Annotated in this window: 11 protein-coding genes, 1 pseudogene and 1 riboswitch; of the genes and pseudogenes, 5 read left to right on the forward strand and 7 right to left on the reverse strand. The window is 69.0% G+C overall.

Going from position 1 to position 13,091, the window contains the following annotated elements; translation table 11 throughout:
- Positions 1–20: 20 nt before the first annotated feature.
- The 4 genes and pseudogenes from kdpB to EJ357_RS48180 all read right to left on the reverse strand — a co-directional run.
- A complete protein-coding gene (gene kdpB, locus EJ357_RS07535) occupies positions 21–2,111 on the reverse strand; it encodes a potassium-transporting ATPase subunit KdpB (protein WP_126399281.1) in 2,091 nt (696 codons plus the stop codon).
- Between the two features lie 86 nt (positions 2,112–2,197).
- Entirely contained in the window at positions 2,198–3,877 is a 1,680-nt protein-coding gene (kdpA, locus tag EJ357_RS07540) for a potassium-transporting ATPase subunit KdpA (RefSeq protein WP_126389906.1), read from the reverse strand.
- 8 nt (positions 3,878–3,885) lie between these two features.
- Positions 3,886–3,975 carry a K(+)-transporting ATPase subunit F gene (gene kdpF / locus EJ357_RS07545; RefSeq protein ID WP_016434100.1) on the reverse strand — a complete coding sequence of 30 codons (90 nt, stop codon included), beginning with the start codon at positions 3,973–3,975 and terminating at the stop codon, positions 3,886–3,888.
- 242 nt (positions 3,976–4,217) lie between these two features.
- Positions 4,218–4,668: pseudogene (locus EJ357_RS48180) on the reverse strand (amino acid permease); the annotation flags it as partial.
- A gap of 332 nt (positions 4,669–5,000) precedes the next feature.
- Between EJ357_RS48180 and EJ357_RS07560 the strand changes: the two are divergent.
- Both EJ357_RS07560 and EJ357_RS07565 read left to right on the forward strand, forming a co-directional pair.
- A complete protein-coding gene (locus EJ357_RS07560; RefSeq protein ID WP_126389910.1) occupies positions 5,001–6,956 on the forward strand; it encodes an APC family permease in 1,956 nt (651 codons plus the stop codon).
- Positions 6,957–7,057: 101 nt separating this feature from the next.
- Positions 7,058–7,579 carry a hypothetical protein gene (locus EJ357_RS07565; protein ID WP_126389912.1) on the forward strand — a complete coding sequence of 174 codons (522 nt, stop codon included), beginning with the start codon at positions 7,058–7,060 and terminating at the stop codon, positions 7,577–7,579.
- Positions 7,580–7,621: 42 nt separating this feature from the next.
- Here EJ357_RS07565 and EJ357_RS49200 read toward each other — a convergent pair whose 3' ends face one another.
- Both EJ357_RS49200 and EJ357_RS49205 read right to left on the reverse strand, forming a co-directional pair.
- Entirely contained in the window at positions 7,622–7,792 is a 171-nt protein-coding gene (locus EJ357_RS49200; protein WP_228473008.1) for a hypothetical protein, read from the reverse strand.
- Between the two features lie 26 nt (positions 7,793–7,818).
- A complete protein-coding gene (locus EJ357_RS49205; RefSeq protein WP_228473010.1) occupies positions 7,819–8,154 on the reverse strand; it encodes a DUF1707 SHOCT-like domain-containing protein in 336 nt (111 codons plus the stop codon).
- An 85-nt stretch (positions 8,155–8,239) separates the two neighbouring features.
- Here EJ357_RS49205 and EJ357_RS07575 point away from each other — a divergent pair, with 85 nt between their 5' ends.
- Together EJ357_RS07575 and EJ357_RS07580 are read left to right on the forward strand one after the other, a co-directional pair.
- Positions 8,240–8,635, forward strand: a complete 396-nt coding sequence (locus EJ357_RS07575; protein ID WP_126389914.1) for a TOBE domain-containing protein — start codon at positions 8,240–8,242, stop codon at positions 8,633–8,635.
- Positions 8,636–8,712: 77 nt separating this feature from the next.
- Entirely contained in the window at positions 8,713–9,132 is a 420-nt protein-coding gene (locus tag EJ357_RS07580) for a TOBE domain-containing protein (protein ID WP_126389916.1), read from the forward strand.
- Positions 9,133–9,210: 78 nt separating this feature from the next.
- Here the strand turns inward: EJ357_RS07580 and gcvP are convergent, their stop codons facing one another.
- Positions 9,211–12,096, reverse strand: a complete 2,886-nt coding sequence (gene gcvP, locus EJ357_RS07585) for an aminomethyl-transferring glycine dehydrogenase (protein WP_126389918.1) — start codon at positions 12,094–12,096, stop codon at positions 9,211–9,213.
- Between the two features lie 175 nt (positions 12,097–12,271).
- Positions 12,272–12,368, reverse strand: a riboswitch (glycine riboswitch).
- 114 nt (positions 12,369–12,482) lie between these two features.
- Between gcvP and EJ357_RS07590 the strand changes: the two genes are divergently transcribed.
- Positions 12,483–12,854, forward strand: coding sequence for a PRC-barrel domain-containing protein (locus tag EJ357_RS07590; RefSeq protein ID WP_126389920.1), 372 nt, complete (start codon positions 12,483–12,485; stop codon positions 12,852–12,854).
- Positions 12,855–13,091 lie beyond the last annotated feature (237 nt).

The following is a 13,091-nucleotide window of genomic DNA, read 5'->3' on the forward strand; positions in this document are numbered from 1 at the left end:
ATCAGCACGCCTTTGGAGAGTTACAGCCCGGGGATGAGGGAGATGAGCAGGTCGATGAGCTTGATGCCGATGAAGGGGGCCACCAGACCGCCCAGCCCGTAGACGGTGAGGTTCCGCCGCAGCATGCGGTCGGCGCTGACCGGCCGGTACTGCACGCCCTTCAGGGACAGCGGCACCAGCGCGATGATGATCAGCGCGTTGAAGACGACCGCGGACAGGATCGCGGAGTCCGGCGAGGACAGGCCCATGATGTTGAGCTTGTCCAGGCCCGGGTAGACGGCCGCGAACAGCGCCGGGATGATCGCGAAGTACTTCGCGACGTCGTTGGCGATGGAGAACGTGGTCAGCGCACCGCGGGTGATCAGCAGCTGCTTGCCGATCTCGACGATCTCGATGAGCTTGGTCGGGTTGGAGTCGAGGTCGACCATGTTGCCGGCCTCCTTGGCGGCCGACGTACCGGTGTTCATGGCCACGCCGACATCCGCCTGCGCGAGCGCGGGCGCGTCGTTCGTACCGTCTCCGGTCATCGCGACCAGCTTGCCGCCCGCCTGCTCCCGCTTGATCAGCGCCATCTTGTCCTCGGGTGTCGCCTCCGCGAGGAAGTCGTCGACGCCCGCCTCCTCGGCGATCGCCTTGGCGGTCAGCGGATTGTCGCCTGTGATCATGACGGTCTTGATGCCCATGCGGCGCAGTTCCTCGAACCGCTCGCGCATGCCCTCCTTGACGACGTCCTTGAGGTGGACGACGCCCAGGATCCGGGCACCGTCCGCGTCCTCCACCGCGACGAGCAGCGGCGTGCCGCCCGCCTCGGAGATCCGGTTGGCGACGGTGTCCGCGTCCTCGGCGACCGTGCCGCCCTGCCCCTGGACCCAGGCGATGACCGAACCGGCCGCGCCCTTGCGGATCCTGCGTCCGTCGACGTCCACGCCGGACATCCGGGTCTGGGCGGTGAACGCGATCCACTCGGCGCCGACCAGCTCGCCCTGGTGCCGCTCGCGCAGCCCGTACCTCTCCTTCGCCAGGACGACGATCGAACGCCCCTCGGGGGTCTCGTCGGCCAGCGAGGAGAGCTGGGCGGCGTCGGCCACTTCGGCCTCGGTGGTGCCGCTCACCGGCACGAACTCCGATGCCTGGCGGTTGCCGAGCGTGATGGTGCCGGTCTTGTCGAGCAGCAGCGTGGAGACGTCACCGGCGGCCTCGACCGCGCGGCCCGACATCGCCAGGACGTTGCGCTGCACCAGCCGGTCCATGCCCGCGATGCCGATCGCGGAGAGCAGGGCACCGATGGTCGTGGGAATCAGGCAGACCAGCAGGGCGACCAGCACGACCATCGTCAGGTGCGTGCCCGCGTAGTCCGCGAACGGCGGCAGGGTGGCACAGGCCAGAAGGAAGACGATCGTCAGCGAGGCCAGCAGGATGTTCAGCGCGATCTCGTTGGGCGTCTTCTGCCGGGCGGCGCCCTCGACCAGGTTGATCATCCGGTCGATGAAGGTCTCACCCGGCTTCGTCGTGATCTTGATGACGATGCGGTCGGAGAGGACCTTCGTACCGCCGGTGACCGCCGAGCGGTCCCCGCCGGACTCCCGGATGACGGGGGCCGATTCACCGGTTATCGCCGACTCGTCGACGGACGCGACGCCCTCGACGACGTCACCGTCACCCGGGATGACATCGCCCGCCTCGCAGACGACGAGGTCGCCGATCTTCAACTCGGTACCCGGCACGCGCTGTTCGACAGCGCCGTCGAGCCGTCGCGCCACCGTGTCGGTCTTGGCCTTGCGCAGCGTGTCGGCCTGGGCCTTGCCGCGGCCCTCGGCGACGGCCTCCGCCAGGTTGGCGAAGATCACGGTCAGCCACAGCCAGGCGCTGATGGTCCACCCGAACCAGTCGCCCGGGTCCTTGAAGGAGAAGACGGTGGTCAGGACGGAGCCGATCCACACCACGAACATCACGGGGGACTTGACCAGCACCCGCGGGTCGAGCTTGCGGAAGGCGTCCGGCAGCGACTTGACCAGCTGCTTCGGGTCGAAGAGGCCCGCGCCGACACGGCCTTCGGGGGACTTGTGCCCCGTCGGCGCGTCCTGGTGCGGCGCAAGGGTGGGAGTGGACATGGAGTCCTGCTTCTTCAAGTCGGTCTTCGCTAGGTCGGTCTTCGCCACGTCGGTCTTCGCCACGTCGGTCCTCGTTACGTCGGTGGTCATGAGGCCAGCCCCTCGGCCAGCGGCCCCAGCGCCAGGGCCGGGAAGTACGTCAGACCGGTGATGATGAGGATCGCGCCCACCAACAACCCGGTGAACAGCGGCTTTTCCGTGCGCAGCGTGCCTGCCGTGGCCGGCACCGGCTTCTGCTCGGCGAGCGAGCCGGCCAGCGCCAGCACGAACACCATCGGCACGAAGCGGCCGAGCAGCATGCACAGGCCCAGCGTGGTGTTGAACCACTGTGTGTCCGCGTTCAGACCGGCGAAGGCCGAGCCGTTGTTGTTGGAGGCGGACGTGTAGGCGTACAGGATCTCGGAGAACCCGTGCGCCCCGCTGTTGGTCATGGAGTTCGCGGGAGTCGGCAGGGCCATCGCGAAGGCGGTGAAGACGAGTACCAGCGCCGGGGTGACCAGGATGTAGCAGGCCGCCAGCTTGATCTCACGGGTGCCGATCTTCTTGCCCAGGTACTCGGGCGTACGGCCGACCATCAGACCGGCGATGAACACCGCGATGATCGCCATGATCAGCATGCCGTAGAGGCCGGAGCCGGTACCGCCGGGCGCGATCTCGCCCAGCATCATGCCGAGCATGGTGATCCCGCCGCCGAGGCCGGTGAAGGAGGAGTGGAAGGAGTTCACCGCGCCGGTCGAGGTGAGGGTGGTCGCCGTGGCGAAGATCGACGAGCCGCCGATGCCGAAGCGGACCTCCTTGCCCTCGTACGCCCCGCCGGCGATGTCGAACGCCGGGCCGTGGTGGGCGAACTCGGTCCACATCATCAGGGCCGTGAAGCCGAGCCAGATGGTGGCCATCGTCGCGAGAATCGCGTAGCCCTGCCTGACCGAGCCGACCATGAGGCCGAAGGTGCGGGTCAGCGCGAACGGGATGACGAGGATCAGGAAGATCTCGAAGAGGTTCGAGAGCGGGGTGGGGTTCTCGAAGGGGTGGGCGGAGTTGGCGTTGAAGTAACCGCCACCGTTGGTACCCAGCTCCTTGATGGCCTCCTGCGAGGCGACCGCGCCGCCGTTCCACTGCTGCGAACCCCCCATGCTGTGCCCATTGACAAACTGCCCGACCTCGTGGATGCCGGAGAAGTTCTGGATGGCACCGCAGGCGACCAGCACGATCGCCGCGACGAAGGCCACCGGCACCAGGATGCGTACGACTCCGCGCACCAAGTCGGCCCAGAAGTTGCCGAGTTCACCGGTGCGGGACCGGGCGAAGCCTCGTACGAGTGCGACCGCCACCGCGATACCGACGGCCGCGGAGACGAAGTTCTGCACGGCCAGACCGGCGGTCTGCACGACGTGGCCCATGGCCTGCTCGCCGTAGTACGACTGCCAGTTGGTGTTCGTCACGAAGGACACGGCGGTGTTGAACGCCTGGTCCGGGTCGATGGCCGCGAAGCCCAGCGAACCGGGCAGCACGCCCTGCAGCCGCTGCAGCAGGTACAGGAAGAGGACGCCGACGACGGAGAAGGCGAGAACGCCGCGCAGATACGCGGTCCAGCGCATCTCGGTGTCGGGGTTGGCGCCGATGCCCTTGTAGATCCACTTCTCGACGCGCCAGTGCTTGTCGGAGGAGTAGACCTTGGCCATGTGGTCGCCAAGCGGTCTGTAGGCGAGCGCCAGCGCCGCCATGAGCGCGAGCAGCTGGAGCACACCGGCAGGAACGGGACCCATCTCTTGTCTCAGAACCTCTCCGGGAAGATCAGGGCGAGGACGAGATAGCCCAGCAGGGCGACGGCCACGACGAGGCCGACGATGTTCTCGGCGGTCACAGCTTCGTCACCCCCTTGGCGACGAAGGCCACCAGCGCGAAGGCCGCGATCGTGGCGACGACGAAGGCCAGATCGGCCATCGTGAGCTCCTGGAGTGAGGTTCGTTCGGACAGGGACGGTTAGAGGAAACAGCCTTCGTGGCCGGAATCGAGCACCGTTGACGGCTCCCTTACGGCCCACTGCGCGCCCTTGACGGAACTCATACGGCGACGCGATCGCCGCAGGTGACGGACGCCTCGGCGTCAGAACAAGCGGAACCGCAACCGGCAGATCACCGCGTCCGTCTCCTTGCGGACGGCATGCGCGACGATCGCGCCCCGCTGGTTCTGCAGCAGCCGCTGCCACATGCGTTCGGGCTCGGTCTCCGGGATGAGCACGGTGCCCCGGGTGGCCGGCTCCGCGGCCATGACGTCACGGACGTACGCGGCGATGGGCCGGCCCAGGGAGCACCGTTCGCCGACCGGCTGGACCAGGGGCACGCCGGGGTCCCACTCGGTCCAGGAGCGCTCCGGGGGCGGGCAGCGCGGCCCGGTCCTCGGGGTCGGGGTGGCAGACGGTGACCGCACGGACCTCGTCGCCCAGCGAGGAGGCGGCGGTGAGCGCCTCAGAGGGGAGCCGGGACAGCGAGGAGACGGGCACGATCACCACCGAGCGGTCGAGGTGCGGGTGTTCGGGGACATGGCCGAGGCCGAGGGGGCGGTCACGCCGGCCCAAGCCGCAGTCCGCCAAGAGTGCCCAGCCGGAACTCCTCGGTGACGCTGGGTGTACGCCCCCTGTCCACCGGACCTGCCCACCCCCTCATCCCCCATACAGCCCAGCCACCCCCGAAGAAGCCCCCGAGCTGAGCTCTTGACGGTCGCCCGACACCGGCACGGCGAGTCTTAACGGAAGCTTGACGCCGCTACGCCCGATATCCATGGGCCGGAGTGTCACTCTCTGCTTACGCTGGTGCCGCCGTCCGCGTGATGGCCGGATTCCGACGTCGCCTCGCACATGGCGGCGTCCCGCACATCAGGAGCACGCCGATGGCCACGACCGAACACCCCCCTCCCAGTCGCCTGCGCGCCTGGATGCTGGAGGGCCTGTCCGACATGGGCAAGGGCCACGGCCGCCAGGCGGAGCAGACCGAGTCCAAGCCGGAGACCACGGGCCAGCCCTGGTACCGCGTCATGTGCCTCACCGGCGTCGACTACTTCTCGACCCTCGGCTACCAGCCCGGCATCGCGGCCCTCGCGGCCGGTCTGCTCTCCCCGATCGCCACCATCGTGCTCGTGATCGTCACCCTCGCCGGCGCCCTGCCCGTGTACCGGCGGGTGGCCGAGGAGAGCCCGCACGGCCAGGGCTCGATCGCGATGCTGGAGCGGCTCCTGACCTTCTGGAAGGGCAAGCTCTTCGTCCTGACGCTGCTCGGCTTCGCGGCCACGGACTTCCTGATCACCATCACCCTGTCGGCGGCGGACGCCTCGACCCACCTGGTCGAGAACCCGCACCTGGAAAGCGCCCTGCACGACAAGCAGCTGGTGATCACCCTGATCCTCGTGGCACTGCTGGGCGCGGTGTTCCTCAAGGGCTTCCTGGAGGCGATCGGCGTCGCCGTCGCCCTGGTCGCGAGCTATCTCGCGCTGAACGCCGTCGTCGTGGCCGTCGGCCTGTATCACGTCGTGACCGAGGGACACGTGATCACCGACTGGTCCAGCGCACTCACCGCCGAGCACGGCAACGTCTTCGTCATGATCGGCGTGGCCCTGATCGTCTTCCCCAAGCTCGCGCTCGGCCTGTCCGGCTTCGAGACCGGCGTCGCGGTGATGCCGCACGTCAAGGGCGACCCGGGCGAGACCGAGGAGAACCCCCAGGGCCGCATCCGGGACACGAAGAAGCTGCTCACCACCGCCGCCCTGATCATGAGCTGCTTCCTGATCGCGACGAGCTTCATCACCACGCTGCTGATCCCGGAGAAGGAGTTCGAGCCGGGCGGCGAGGCCAACGGCCGCGCCCTCGCGTTCCTCGCCCACGAGTACCTCGGCAACGGCTTCGGCACGGTCTACGACGTCTCGACGATCGCCATCCTGTGGTTCGCCGGCGCCTCCGCCATGGCCGGCCTGCTCAACCTGATGCCCCGCTATCTGCCCCGCTACGGCATGGCCCCGCACTGGGCGCGCGCCGTGCGCCCCATGGTCATCGTCTTCACGCTGGTCGCCTTCCTGGTGACGTGGATCTTCGACGCGGACGTCGACGCCCAGGGCGGCGCCTACGCCACCGGTGTGCTGGTCCTGATCAGCTCCGCCGCCATCGCGGTGACCATCGCGGCCCGCGAGGCCGGCCAGCGCAAGTGGTTCATCGGCTTCGCGGTCATCTCGGCGGTGTTCCTCTACACCACCGTCGCGAACGTCATCGAGCGTCCCGACGGCGTGAAGATCGGCGCCTGCTTCATCGCCGGCATCATCCTCATCTCCCTGCTCTCGCGGCTGCTGCGCGCCTTCGAGCTCCGCGTGACCAGCGTGACGCTCGACGACATGGCGGGACGTTTCGTCCGGGACATCGCCAGCCGCAAGATCCGGTTCATCGCCAACGAGCCCGACCGGCGGGACAAGGCCGAGTACCGGGACAAGATCGAGCAGATCCGCAACGACAACGACGTCCCGGGCCAGGAGGACTTCGTCTTCGTCGAGGTGACGGTCACCGACCCGTCCGAGTTCGAGGCGGGCCTGACCGTACGCGGCGAGGTCATGCACGACCGCTACCGCGTCCTGACCCTGGAGTCCTCCTCCGTCCCCAACGCCCTGGCCGCACTGCTGCTGCACGTCCGCGACTCGACCGGCTGCATCCCGCACATCTACTTCGAGTGGACCGAGGGCAACCCCTTCACCAACTTCCTGCGCTTCTTCCTCTTCGGCCAGGGCGAGGTCGCCCCGGTCACCCGCGAGGTGCTGCGCGAGGCGGAGCCGGACCGCGAGCGCAGGCCACGGGTGCACACGGGCTGAAACGGCCTCGGGCATCAGGATCGCGTCAACGTTGAACCGTAAGCCGTCAGAGCACCGCCAGCGGCGTTCGCTCCGGCACCGCGGACCCCTACGGTCTGCTTGTGCAAGGAAGCAGACCGAGTTCTGCTCCGGCCGGCGACCGCCACTGGCGTGGCAGCGCCCGCTTCGCCACGGGCTGCGCACTGGTCTTCTTCGGTATGACCCTGCTGGTCGACCTGGACGCGGAGACCCTGACACCGTCCCGCACGCTGCTGTGGCTGGCCATGACGGCCGTGCTCTTCATGATCCTGCTCCCGCAGCGCGTGACCGCGGGCCCGGGATGGCTGGCGGTCCAGGGGCTCGTACGCCGACAGCGGGTGCGCACGGACGCACTGGTGGCCGTACGGCGGTACGGCGACGTCTCCGCACACCTGATCCTTCGTGACACGGACGGCCGTCGCCTGAACCTGGACCCAAGGATCCTCGTCGCCAACCCACTGCTGTGGCACGAGCTGGACACCGGCGTACGCCGCTCACGCGAACGCGGGACACTGCGCGATGGTGCGGACGTACTGGAGCAACTGGGGCACCAGATCGACGACTCGACGGCACAGGCCGTACTCAGGGCATCGGGGATCTACTGAACGCACCGCTCACACGGCGGGCGACCTCCAAAGACGCGCCGCTCACCCCGCAAGCGATCTCCCGAACGGCCTGCGCCGTGCGGGACCGACCACGACCCGCCCGTACGCCTTCCGCCCGGCGATCTCGACCCGCAGCACGACCGGCGCGCCGACGTCACCGGCCGGCCGCGCCTTGACCTTGGCGTACTCGACCACCAGGGAGTCGGTGTCCACCACAACGCCGGGCCGGGTGACCAGCCTCAGAGTGCCGCCCTGCCCTGGATGTCCAGGTCGGTGCGCGGGACCCCGTCGGCTATCACCGCCTGCGTGAAGTCGAGGGTCACGTCACCCCAGGACGACTCGATCTCCAGCCGCCGGAGCACCACCCACCCCTCGCCCCGTCTGACCGAACCACCCTGCTGCTCGATGCGGCCCACGTCCTTGACCTCGACTCCACCCGGCACCGCGGGCAGATCCACCGTCAGCTCGGCCGGCTCGGCCAAGGTGCGGGCGGAAAGGTCGGCGCTCACCCGCTCGTCCAGCTCCTCCATGGTCAGCCGTCCGTCCCCCGCCGCGGAGTTCAGCGCGTCCACCACAACCCGGACCAGCGCTATATCGCGTTATACCCAACGGCCAACCCCCTGCCCGCAGTTCCCGGCCCCTACCCCTATCGTGACCGCCATGCACTCCTACACGATCGGCCAGGCGGCGCGGCTGCTGGGCGTCAGCCCCGACACCGCCCGCCGCTGGGCGGACGCGGGCCGGGTGGCGACCCACCGCGACGAGACCGGACGGCGCCTCATCGACGGCAAGGACCTCGCCGCCTTCTCGGTCGAACTCGCCAAGCCCGGCAGCGTCGAGGAGGAGACCTCGTACACCTCGGTCCGCAACGCCTTCCCCGGCATCGTCACCGCGATCAAGCTCGGCGACGTGGCGGCCCAGGTCGAGATCCAGGCAGGCCCGCACCGGCTGGTCTCCCTCCTCACCCGCGAGGCGGTCGAGGAACTCGGCCTGGAGGTCGGCATGGAGGCCACCGCACGCGTGAAGTCGACGAACGTCCACATCGACCGCACGTAGTCGGACAAGAGGTCGCACTACGGTAGGAATCGCAACCCCAAAACGCCACAAAACCTACCCTCTGCGAGGCGTCCCCCATGAGCCTGAGCATCCGCAACCAGCTCCCCGGCACCGTCACCGCCATCACCCCCGGCGAGGTCATGGCAACGGTCAAGATCCGCCTCGCCGGCGGCCAGGACCTGACCGCGGCGATCACCCTGGAGAGCGTCGAGGACCTCGGCCTGGCCGAAGGCACCACCGTGCGGGCCCTCGTGAAGGCCACGGAGATCTCCCTCGCCACCGCCCCGGTCAAGGGCCTGTCCATCCGCAACCAGCTCCCCGGCACGATCACCGCCCTCACCGCGGGCGGTGCGATGGCATCGGTCAAGATCGCCGTGGAGGGCGCCGACCTGACCGCGGCCATCACCAAGGACGCCACCACCGACCTCGCCCTGTCCCCCGGAGTCCCCGTGGTCGCGCTGGTCAAGGCGACGGAGGTGGCGCTGACGACGGCGTGACGTACAAGGGGCTCCGCCCGGCCGGGTACGGCACAGGCGGAGCCCCTCGATGAACCACGTCGGCACTACGTCCGAAGGTCAGTCCTCGTACGCGGCCAGCGGCGGGCAGGAGCACACGAGGTTGCGGTCACCGAAGGCCTGGTCGATCCGGCGCACCGGCGGCCAGTACTTGTCGGCCACCGACACCCCGGCCGGGAACACGGCCTCCTCACGGCCGTACGCGTGCTCCCACTCCCCGCCCAGCGCGCCGGCGGTGTGCGGAGCGTTCCGCAGCGGGTTGTCGTCGGCGGGCCACTGACCCGACCCGACCTTCTCGATCTCCGCGCGAATCGCGATCATCGCCTCGCAGAACCGGTCGAGTTCGGCCAGGTCCTCGGACTCGGTCGGCTCGATCATCAGCGTCCCGGCCACCGGGAACGACATCGTCGGCGCGTGGAAGCCGTAGTCGATGAGCCGCTTGGCCACGTCGTCGACGCTCACCCCGGTCGCCTTGGTCAGCGGCCGCAGATCGATGATGCACTCGTGCGCGACCAGCCCGCCCGGGCCGTTGTAGAGCACCGGGTAGTGCGGCTCCAGCCGCTTGGCGACGTAGTTGGCGGACAGCACCGCCACCTGCGTGGCCCGCTTGAGCCCCTCGCCGCCCATGAGCCGGACGTACGCCCACGAGATCGGCAGGATCCCGGCGGAGCCCCAGGGCGCGGCCGAGATCGGCCCGACGCCCGTCTCGGGCCCGGCAGCGGGCTGCAGCGGGTGGTTCGGCAGATACGGCGCCAGGTGCGCCCGCACGGCGACGGGCCCGACGCCCGGACCGCCGCCACCGTGCGGAATGCAGAACGTCTTGTGCAGGTTCAGGTGGGACACGTCACCGCCGAAGTGCCCCGGCTTGGCAAGCCCCACAAGCGCGTTGAGGTTCGCACCGTCGACGTACACCTGCCCGCCCGCGTCGTGCACCTGCGCGCAGATGTCGGCGACGTGCTCCTCGAACACACCGTGCGTCGACGGGTACGTGATCATCAGTACCGACAGCTCGTCGCGGTACTGCTCGATCTTCGCCCGCAGATCCTCGACGTCGATCTCACCGTCGTCGGCGGTCTTCACGACGACGACCTTCATGCCGGCCATGACGGCGCTGGCGGCGTTGGTGCCGTGGGCCGAGGACGGAATCAGACACACGGTCCGCTGCTCGTCCCCGTTGGCCCGGTGGTACCCGCGCACGGCGAGCAGCCCGGCCAGCTCACCCTGGGACCCGGCGTTGGGCTGCAGCGACACGTTGTCGTAGCCGGTGACCTCGGCGAGACGTTCCTCCAGCTCACGGATGAGCGTCAGATAGCCCTGCGCCTGCTCGGCGGGCGCGAAGGGGTGCAGCTGCCCGAACTCCGGCCAGGTGACCGGCTCCATCTCGGTGGTCGCGTTGAGCTTCATCGTGCAGGAGCCCAGCGGGATCATGCCGCGGTCCAGCGCGTAGTCGCGGTCGGCGAGCCTGCGCAGGTAGCGCAGCATCGCCGTCTCGGAGCGGTGCTGGTGGAAGACGGGGTGCGTGAGGTAGTCGTCGGTGCGCAGCGGCCCGTCCGTGAGCGCGTCCTCGGTGCTCGCGTCCAGCGCCTCGATGTCGCCCTCGACCCCGAACGCCGTCCATACGGAGCCCAGTTGGGCCCGCGTGGTGGTCTCGTCGCAGGCGATGGACACGTGGTCGGCGTCGACCAGACGCAGGTTGACACCGTTCTGCCGGGCGGCGGCGACGACCTCGGCGGCCTTCGCGGGCACCCGCACGGTCAAGGTGTCGAAGTAGGCACCGTGCACCACCTCGACCCCGCCCGCCGCAAGCCCCGCGGCAAGGACGGAGGCATACCGATGGGTCCGCCGGGCGATGCCCTTCAGCCCCTCGGGCCCGTGGTAGACGGCGTACATTCCGGCCATCACGGCGAGCAGCACCTGGGCGGTGCAGATGTTGCTGGTCGCCTTCTCCCGGCGGATGTGCTGCTCACGCGTCTGGAGGGCCAGTCGGTACGCCTTGTTCCCGTCGGCGTCCACGGACACACCCACGAGCCGCCCGGGCAGGCTGCGCGCGAACTTCTCGTGCACGGCCATGTAGCCGGCGTGCGGCCCGCCGAAGCCCATCGGCACACCGAACCGCTGCGTCGTGCCGACCGCGATGTCCGCCCCCAGCTCACCGGGCGACTTCAGCAGCGTGAGCGCGAGCAGATCGGCGGCGACGGTGACGAGGGCACCGAGCTCGTGAGCCTGCTCGATGACGGGCTTGATGTCCCGTACGACACCGGAGGCGCCCGGGTACTGCAGGAGCACGCCGTTGATGTCGCGCGAGGCGACGTCGGCCGGAATCCCAGCACTGAGATCAGCGACGACGACCTCCACGCCGGTCGGCTCGGCGCGGGTCTCGATCACGGCGATGGTCTGCGGAAGGACATCCGCGTCGACCAGGAACAGGCCCTTCTTGTTCTTGCCCATACGCCGGGACAGGGCCATGGCCTCGGCGGCGGCCGTGCCCTCGTCGAGCAGCGAGGCACCGGAGGTCGGCAGCCCGGTGAGCTCGGCGACCATGGTCTGGAAGTTCAGCAGGGCTTCGAGCCGCCCCTGGGAGATCTCCGGCTGGTACGGCGTGTAGGCCGTGTACCAGGCCGGGTTCTCCATGACGTTCCGCAGAATGACCGGCGGGGTGAACGTCCCGTAGTACCCGAGCCCGATCATCGAGTCCAGCACCTGATTGCGATCGGCGAGCGACCGCAGCTCGGCCAGCACCTCGGCCTCGGTACGAGCACCCGGCAGATCGAGCGAGTCGGCGTTCTTGATCACATCCGGCACCGCGGCGGCGGTGAGCTCGTCGAGCGAGCCGTATCCGACCTGGGCGAGCATCTTGGCCCGAGCCTCATGATCAGGACCGATATGACGCTGCTCGAAAGGAATACCCTGCTCGAGCTCGGAGAGCGGAATGCGATGGGCGGTCATTGCGGAGGCCTCCTGGTCTGACACGACCTTCGAGGGGCACCACGGCGCGGGTCCCCGGACGGCCTCCCCCTCTGTCATCTCAACCTGAGAGCTTCACCGGTCACCCAAGGGCTCCCGGCTTTCACCGTCGGTGAGAGCGGAAGCCGTCGACACCCGCCCTGCTTTCCAGAGTGACCTCGTCCGTGCGGTACGTGTGCCTGAGAGATTCCGGGGAGGATTTGCTCCTTCGGCGCCTCCGGATGGTGTCCGGAGAGCTCTCCCGCACGGGGTCAGCAGCCGCTAGCAAGCCTACCAGCGGGGTCAACGCACGAACCTTCGAGTGGCCGCGCTCACCAATCTGCCCTTTCGTAGTGCTTACGTAGGAGTTGCGACCAAGTGGAGGGCCCGTGCAGACCGACATCGATCCGCGCAATCTGATCGGCCGCAAGGCCTTCGACCGCAACGGCACCAAGATCGGCACCATCGACGAGGTCTATCTCGACGACGCGACCGGGGTACCGGAATGGGCGGCGATACGCACCGGCCTGTTCTCCCGGGACGCCTTCGTCCCCTTGGAGCCCAGCGAACTCGTGGAGGGCACCCTCCACGTCCCCTTCGAGCGCGCCCTGATCAAGGACGCCCCCGACTTCGGCGTAGGCCGCCACCTCTCCCCCGAACAGGAACTCCAGCTCTACCACCACTACGGCCTGGACGTGACCCCTCCGCCCCCCATCCCGGACCGAGACTTCGGCAACTTGGCAGGTACGGAGGACACCTGACAGACCCACCACGCCAGCCCCGACACCCCCTGTCGGTCCACAACCACCCCGCCCAGCCCAGCCCTGCCGCTTCACCCACCCCAGCCACCATCCCCGCGCAGCCGACAGTCCCCCACCTCGCACAGTCCACGGAGAAAGCCACACGCCCAGCCCACGCCAACCCACACAGCCGAAGCCCACGGGGCCGGGAACAGCCGTGCGTACGGAACCCTGAGCCTCCGAGCCCAGAGCGCCTGC

The sequence above is a fragment of the Streptomyces cyaneochromogenes genome (assembly GCF_003963535.1).
Lineage (GTDB): Bacteria > Actinomycetota > Actinomycetes > Streptomycetales > Streptomycetaceae > Streptomyces > Streptomyces shaanxiensis.

Excerpts from the sequence above, each read along its gene's own strand:
- kdpB (WP_126399281.1), bottom strand. The coding sequence starts at position 2,111 with ATGTCCACTCCCACCCTTGCGCCGCACCAGGACGCGCCGACGGGGCAC.
- kdpA (WP_126389906.1), bottom strand. The coding sequence starts at position 3,877 with ATGGGTCCCGTTCCTGCCGGTGTGCTCCAGCTGCTCGCGCTCATGGCG.
- EJ357_RS07560 (WP_126389910.1), top strand. The coding sequence starts at position 5,001 with ATGGCCACGACCGAACACCCCCCTCCCAGTCGCCTGCGCGCCTGGATG.
- EJ357_RS07575 (WP_126389914.1), top strand. The coding sequence starts at position 8,240 with ATGCACTCCTACACGATCGGCCAGGCGGCGCGGCTGCTGGGCGTCAGC.
- EJ357_RS07580 (WP_126389916.1), top strand. The coding sequence starts at position 8,713 with ATGAGCCTGAGCATCCGCAACCAGCTCCCCGGCACCGTCACCGCCATC.
- gcvP (WP_126389918.1), bottom strand. The coding sequence starts at position 12,096 with ATGACCGCCCATCGCATTCCGCTCTCCGAGCTCGAGCAGGGTATTCCT.